Annotated in this window: 4 protein-coding genes and 1 pseudogene; 1 reads left to right on the top strand and 4 read right to left on the bottom strand. The window is 70.4% G+C overall.

Going from position 1 to position 6,427, the window contains the following annotated elements; genetic code table 11:
- Positions 1-984 (bottom strand): annotated as a pseudogene (locus AC1DXV_RS29750) (C1 family peptidase); the annotation flags it as partial.
- A gap of 103 nt (positions 985-1,087) precedes the next feature.
- Here AC1DXV_RS29750 and AC1DXV_RS29745 point away from each other — a divergent pair.
- Positions 1,088-2,716: an MFS transporter gene (locus tag AC1DXV_RS29745; RefSeq protein ID WP_477873510.1), complete on the top strand. Its 1,629-nt coding sequence runs from the start codon at positions 1,088-1,090 to the stop codon at positions 2,714-2,716.
- A gap of 5 nt (positions 2,717-2,721) precedes the next feature.
- Here the strand turns inward: AC1DXV_RS29745 and AC1DXV_RS29740 are convergent, their stop codons facing one another.
- The 3 genes from AC1DXV_RS29740 to AC1DXV_RS29730 all read right to left on the bottom strand — a co-directional run.
- A complete protein-coding gene (locus AC1DXV_RS29740) occupies positions 2,722-4,125 on the bottom strand; it encodes a Fic family protein (RefSeq protein WP_477937042.1) in 1,404 nt (467 codons plus the stop codon).
- Positions 4,126-4,188: 63 nt separating this feature from the next.
- Entirely contained in the window at positions 4,189-5,094 is a 906-nt protein-coding gene (locus tag AC1DXV_RS29735; protein WP_477872648.1) for a polysaccharide deacetylase family protein, read from the bottom strand.
- Positions 5,091-6,427 (bottom strand): serine/threonine protein kinase (locus AC1DXV_RS29730; RefSeq protein WP_477937040.1); only part of this gene is annotated, 1,337 nt, incomplete at its 5' end. The genes AC1DXV_RS29730 and AC1DXV_RS29735, both read right to left, overlap by 4 nt.

The following is a 6,427-nucleotide window of genomic DNA, read 5'->3' as shown; positions in this document are numbered from 1 at the left end:
GCGCTGCACGATCTCGGCGCCCGGGAATTCATCGGGCAGCGTCAGCGCCGCGGGCATGTACTGGCGGTCGCGCAGGTCGGCGGTGTCCTTCTTCGTGCGCGAGACGCGGTGGGCGCTGCCGGCGGGGCGGCGCGACTTCGCCGTGCCGTGGGCCGCACCCGCACCGGTGGCCGCCGGCGCCTGCGCGGTGGCGGCGAGATCGAACACGCTGCGGAACGCGGCCAGCCCGTGCGCGCCGCCGTTGACCAGCTTGCGTGCCGCCGCGAAATCGCCCTTGCCGATCGCGGCGCGGAACTTGTCGGCCTTGTCGAACAGGAACTGCGCGAGCACCACCGCCGCCACCTCCGGCGCGTTCGCCTTGTCGGGGTCGGCATCGAGCGCGAGGCCGATCACCTCGCCGTAGTGCTTGTAGTTCGCGCGGCCGGTCAGCTGCACGAAGCCGCGGCCCTTGTAGCGCGCGCCATCGCCGGCCGCGCCGTTGCCGAGATCGCGGCGCAGGTCGTAGCTGCTGAACGGCGCGCCGCCGGGCGGCGTGTTGAAGCGCGACTGGAACTCGGCGATCGGCACGAACCCCTCGGTCTCGGCGCGGATCGTGCCGAGCGCGCCCAGCACCATCGGCCGGTCGACCAGCCCGGCCGCGCGCAAGGCCGCTTCGACGTACGGCAGGTAGCGCGCGATGTTGGCCGGCTTGGTCGCGGGGAACAGCTGGCTCACGAGGCCGACCGTCAGCACCGGCTCGGTCGGCGGGCCTTCGTCGGCCAGCTTCAGCAGCATCTGGCAGCGCGGGCCGACGATGCCGTCGGCGATGATGCCGATGCCGGCCTGCCACCGCCGGATCGCGGCATCGAAGCCGTCGTCGATCGACGGGCCGGTGCTGGCGAGCACCGGGAAATCCGCGGCATCGGGGCCGAGTTCGGCGGCGAGTGCCTTGGCGAGACGGGTCACGTCCGGGCCGGACGCACCTTTGGAGATCAAGAGCTTCATGGGCTCCTCCGGGGTGGTTGAGGCTGCCGGGCCAGTATCGTGCGGCGGGGCTCTACGTCCATCCCACATGTGATGGACGCGGACGCGGTGCTACCGTTGCGGGATGTCGAGCACGCCCTCTCTTCCACCTGCCGTCCCGCCGTCCACCTCCGCCTGGGCCCCCCTCTCGCTGCCGGTGTTCCGCATGCTGTGGGGCACCTGGGTCGCCGCCAACGTCTGCATGTGGATGAACGACGTGGCGGCGGCGTGGCTGATGACCTCGCTGACGACCTCGCCGGTGCTGGTGGCGCTGGTGCAGTCGGCGTCGACGCTGCCGGTGTTCCTGCTCGGGCTGCCGAGTGGCGCGATGGCCGACATCCTCGATCGCCGGCGCTACTTCATGCTGACGCAGGTGTGGGTGGCCGCGGTGGCGGTGGTGACCTGCACGACGATCGCGTTCGATGCGATGAACGCGCCGCTGCTGCTGGTGCTGACCTTCGCGAACGGCATCGGCCTGGCGATGCGCTGGCCGGTGTTCGCGGCCATCGTGCCGGAGCTGGTGCCGCGCTCGCAGCTGCCGTCGGCGCTGGCGCTGAACGGCATCGCGATGAATGCGTCGCGCATCATCGGGCCGATCCTGGCCGGCGCGATCATCGCGAGCGCCGGCAGCGCATGGGTGTTCGTGCTGAACGCGCTGCTGTCGATCGGCGCGGCGTTCACGATCAGCCGCTGGAAGCGCGAGCAGAAGGCGAGCACGCTGCCGGGCGAGCGCTTCCTCGGCGCGATCCGGGTGGGCGTGCAGTACGTGCGCGAATCGGCGCGCATGCACGTGGTGCTGCTGCGGGTGTCGATCTTCTTCCTGCAGTCGACGGCGCTGCTCGCGCTGCTGCCGCTGGTGGCCAAGCACCTGCATGGCGGCGGCGCGGGCACCTTCACGCTGCTGCTCGCGTCGATGGGTGCCGGTGCGATCGCCGCGGCCCTGAACCTGCCGCGCATCCGCCAGCGCCTGGGCTCCGACGAGCTGGTGCGCTGGGGCTCGTTCGTGCAGGCGCTCGCGATGGTGGTGGTGGCGCTGGCGCCGAACGTGGCGGTGGCGGCGGGCGCGATGGGGGTGGCCGGCGCGGCGTGGATCTCGGTGGCCAATTCGCTGACGGTGTCGGCGCAGCTCGCGCTGCCCGACTGGGTGCGCGCGCGCGGCATGTCGATCTACCAGATGGCGCTGATGGGCAGCAGCGCGGCCGGTGCGGCGCTGTGGGGCCAGGTCGCGGCGATGAGCGACCTGCGCAGCAGCCTGATGGGCGCGGCGGGGATGGGCTGCGTGGCGCTGCTGCTGACGCGGCGGGTGCGGCTCTCGGCGGTGGTCGAGGAGGACCTGACGCCGGCCAATGCGATGGAGAACCCGCTGCGCCCGCCGGTGACCGCGCTGCCGCTGGACCCGCACGACGGGCCGGTGCTGATCGCGGTGGAGTACCGGATCGACCCGGTGCGCGTGGGCGAATTCCTGCACGTGATGCAGGAGCGGCGCAGCAGCTGCCTGCGCCGCGGCGTGCTGTCGTGGAGCCTGTTCCGCGACACCTCGGACCCGTCGCTCTACGTCGAGCAGTTCGTCAACGAATCATGGGCCGAGCATCTGCGGCACTTCGACCGGATGACGGTGTTCGACATGGAACTGCGCGAGCGGCGGCTGGGCTTCCATGTGGAGCAGTCGCCGCCGAAGGTGACGCGGTATGTGGCGCAGGCGCTGGGCAGCTGAAGCCGTCAGGCATTGCCGTCGGTGCCTTCGTGCCACGCCGCGAACTCCAGGGGCCGCAGGCCGAAACGAACGGCGTTGCCGGCATGCAGGCTGTTGAACTCGGTGAGCACCAGCGTGACGAAATGCGCCCGGTCTTCCAGGGCCACCGTTGAAGGAATCCTGGCGCGCACCGTCGCTTCGTCGACCGCATCGCCGCTGCGCACGATGGCCGCGACGACTTCGCCCAATGCCTTGCGGTAGCGAAGCCGGAAGGCGTCGGGCGGGACCAGGTCGCGCGTGACCGCGACATACTGCTGGCACGAATGCCCATAGGCCGAGACGAAGATGTCGCGCAGCAGTTCAATGCGGTTCAGTTCGTAGACGCCCAGCAGCGCGTCCACGTAGTCCTGCTGAGGTACCTCGATGAACGACAGCGGGCACAGGTTGTGGCGGATGAACGGGATGTTGGCGGCCAGCCGGGACACGCGCTTGTTCACGTCCTCGAAGGGTTGCAGGTAGGGCACGTGCACCATCAGGAAGAAGGCCTGCTCGAAGGGATCCCGGACGTCCGCGGCCGTCTGCACGACGATGTCGAACAGGGCCTGCAGTTGCTGTTGCGGGCCCGGCGGCAGGTACACGCTGCCGCCGATCCCGACGCCGCAGCGGCGGATGCGGCCCACGGCCGACGGGTCGGCCATCAGGCCGTCCGACAGGAGCGCGTGCAGCCTGATGAGCGTGGCTGGCGTCAGGCTCGCGTGCTCCGGGTCTCGCACCAGGTATTCGATGGCCTCCTTGTGGTTGAGGATCATCTGGGTTTCCAGCGCGTCCTTGCCTTCGGCTGCCTGGCCGAACGCGATCAGCCGCTCGGTGTCGAGGCGGCTGTAGGTGTTGCCTTCCAGCCGGGAGGAGGCCCATGACAGGTCGATCAGCAGCCTGGCGAGGATGTCCTTGGCAAACGTGCCGGCCGGCGCCTGCTCCGAGGGAGATTTCCCCATCGCATGCAACCGGTCGCGCAATCCTTGCGGCAAGTAGGCCGTCTGGTTGGGGAGGTAGTTCTCCAGGAACGCGAGGTTGTAGCCCACCGGCCGGCGCTGCAGGCGTGGCAGGCGGACGTAGGCCCGGATCTCTTCGCCTTCCGGGGATATGGTCGCAGTGGCCGCGGCGATGGCGCGGGACCTGTCGGTACGGCCGTAAGAGGGAAGCGGTTCGGCGACCCCGACGGGTCGTGCCAGGTAGCGCGTCGACCGCGCATCCCCCTGCACGTCGATTCGCTTCTGTTCGACGAGCGCAGCCAGTCGGCGCTGCAGGGTTCGGCGCTTGGTCTGCTCACCCAGCGCCTGGGATATCGCGTCAACACCGATGCCTGCGGGATGCGCGGCAATCAGCGCGACCAGGCGATCGAACTCGTGTTGTGGCGTGATTCGTGGCATTCGCGTCAATTCCGGTGAGGAATCGCGCCAGTATTGCGCCACTCGAAGTGGCGCGCAAGCCATTTATCGCGCCATATCCTCCATCGCCGACACGATCGCCCCCGGCGTCGTGACCCAGATCTCGCGGTGGTGGTCCATCACATGCCGCAGTGCGCGCCGCAGGTGGCGCAGCCGGTACGGCTGGCCGACGATGTACGGGTGCAGCGCGATGCCCATCACCAGCGGCTGGCGCTGCGACTGCTCCAGCATCTCGTCGAACTGGTCGATGATCATCTGCGCGAAGTCCTTCGCGTCCATCTGCCGCGCGATCACCATCGGGATGTCGTTCAGCTCCTGCGGGTAGGGCACCGACCACAGCGAGCCGCCGCGCGTGCGCAGGCGCACCGGCTGGTCGTCGTGGCACCAGTTCAGCGTGTAGTGGAAGCCTGCCTCGGCCAGCAGGTCGGGCGTGAGGTGGCTCTCCGAGATCCACGGCGACAGCCAGCCGCGCGGCGCGAGCGCATGGCGGCGCGTCATCGTGTCGCGGCAGTGCTCGATCAGCGCGCGCTCATCGGCCTCGGGCAGCGAGCCCTGGCGGATCGAGTTGGTGTGGCCGTGCGCGATCATCTCGTCGCCGCGCTGCACGCAGGCATCCACCAGCACCGGGCTCAGCTCGTACAGCGCGGTGTTCAGGATCACGCCGGCCGGCATCGCGAGCTGGTCGAACAGCTCCAGGCAGCGCCACGCACCGACGCGGTTGCCGTACTCGCGCCAGCTGTGGTTCAGCACGTCGGGGTGCGGCGACGCCGGGCCGAGCGATGCGCCCAGTCCTTCGCCGAACGCGAAGTCTTCCAGGTTGAAGCCGAGGTACACCGCGAGCCGCTGCCCGTTGGGCCAGCGGAAATCCGGCCGCTGCGTGATCGCCGAGTAGTCGAAGCGGCCGTGCGTGCGCAGCGGGCCGAAGCGGGGGTCCGGGGCAGGGTGGGTCATGCCGACGGCCGAAGCAAGCTGCGCACCACCGTCACCGTGCAGTCCGACTGCGCGACCACCTCGGCCGACACGCTGCCCAGGTAGCGGCGCAGCCCGCCGCTGCTGCGCGCGCCCATCACGATGTGGTCGACCTGGTTCTTGCGCGCGTAGTCGACGATCGCGCCGGCCGCATCGGGCGCCTCGAGCACGTGGAAGGTCACGCGCCCGGCCTGCTCGGGGCGCGTGGCCTCCAGGTCCTGCAGCAGCGGGCGCGCCCAGTGCTTCAGCTGCACCAGCAGGCCGACGTGCTTGCTGCCGCCGTCCTTGTCGAGCAGCTCGTCCATGCCGATGCGGTTGATCTTCAGCACCGCCAGGCACGCGAGGCGCGCGCCGGGCTCGGTGTGCAGCAGCCGCTGCACGGTGTCGCGCACCGCCTCGAGCAGGGCCGGCTCGGCGTTCGCGACATCCACCGCCGCCAGCAGGATCGGGCTGCGCGCCGCCTGCCCCGCCGCATTGCCGCGCTCGGCCGGTTCGGCGCCCAGCGCGGCGAACCAGCGCCGCAGCGTCTGCACGCGGCCGCTGCGCGAGCGCCGCGTCGCCCGCTCGGTCAGCACCACCTGCTCCGGGTTCTGCAGCTCGAAGGCGAGCTGCGCCGCGCTCTGGTGCCGCTTGTCGGGTTGCACCTCCAGGCAGCGCAGCACCAGCTCCTGCAGCCACGGCGGGCAGTCGGGCCGCCACGCGAGCAGCGGCAGCGGGTCCTGGTAGAGCCGCTGGCGCAGCCCGCGCACGCTGGTGGGCGCGCCGAACGGGCGCTCGCCGGTCAGCAGGTGGTACAGCAGCACGCCGAGCGCGAACAGGTCGCTGCGCGGGTCGTTGCGGATGAACTGCACCTGCTCCGGCGACATGTACGGGCCGGTGCCCATCGGCAGCTCGAACTCCTCGTCGAGCAGGTCGGGCAGGAAGTCGTGGCGCGACAGGCCGAAGTCGACCAGCACGGCATCGGTGCGCGAGCCGTCCGGCGCCTTGCGGAACATGATGTTGCTCGGCTTCACGTCGAGGTGCACCACGTGCTGGCGGTGCAGGTCGTGCAGCGCGGTCGCGACCAGCGCGCCGACATCCACCACCTCGGCGATCGGCAGCGGCGCGTCGTCGAAGCGCCGGCGCAGCGAATCGCCCGACAGCCGCTCCATCACGATGAACGGCTGCCCGGTGAAGTCGGCCTTGGCGATGAACTTCGGCACGTGCACGCCGGCGAGCGACGGCAGGATCATCTGCTCGACCTCGAAGCCGACGATGCTGGTCGGGTCCTCCCCGCCCTTGATGCGCGGCACCTTCATGATCAGCGGCATCGGGT

The organism is Rhizobacter sp. P3_C12, from assembly GCF_056402735.1.
Note: the sequence above shows the minus strand (reverse complement) of the source record. Positions and strands in the feature narration are given on the sequence as shown.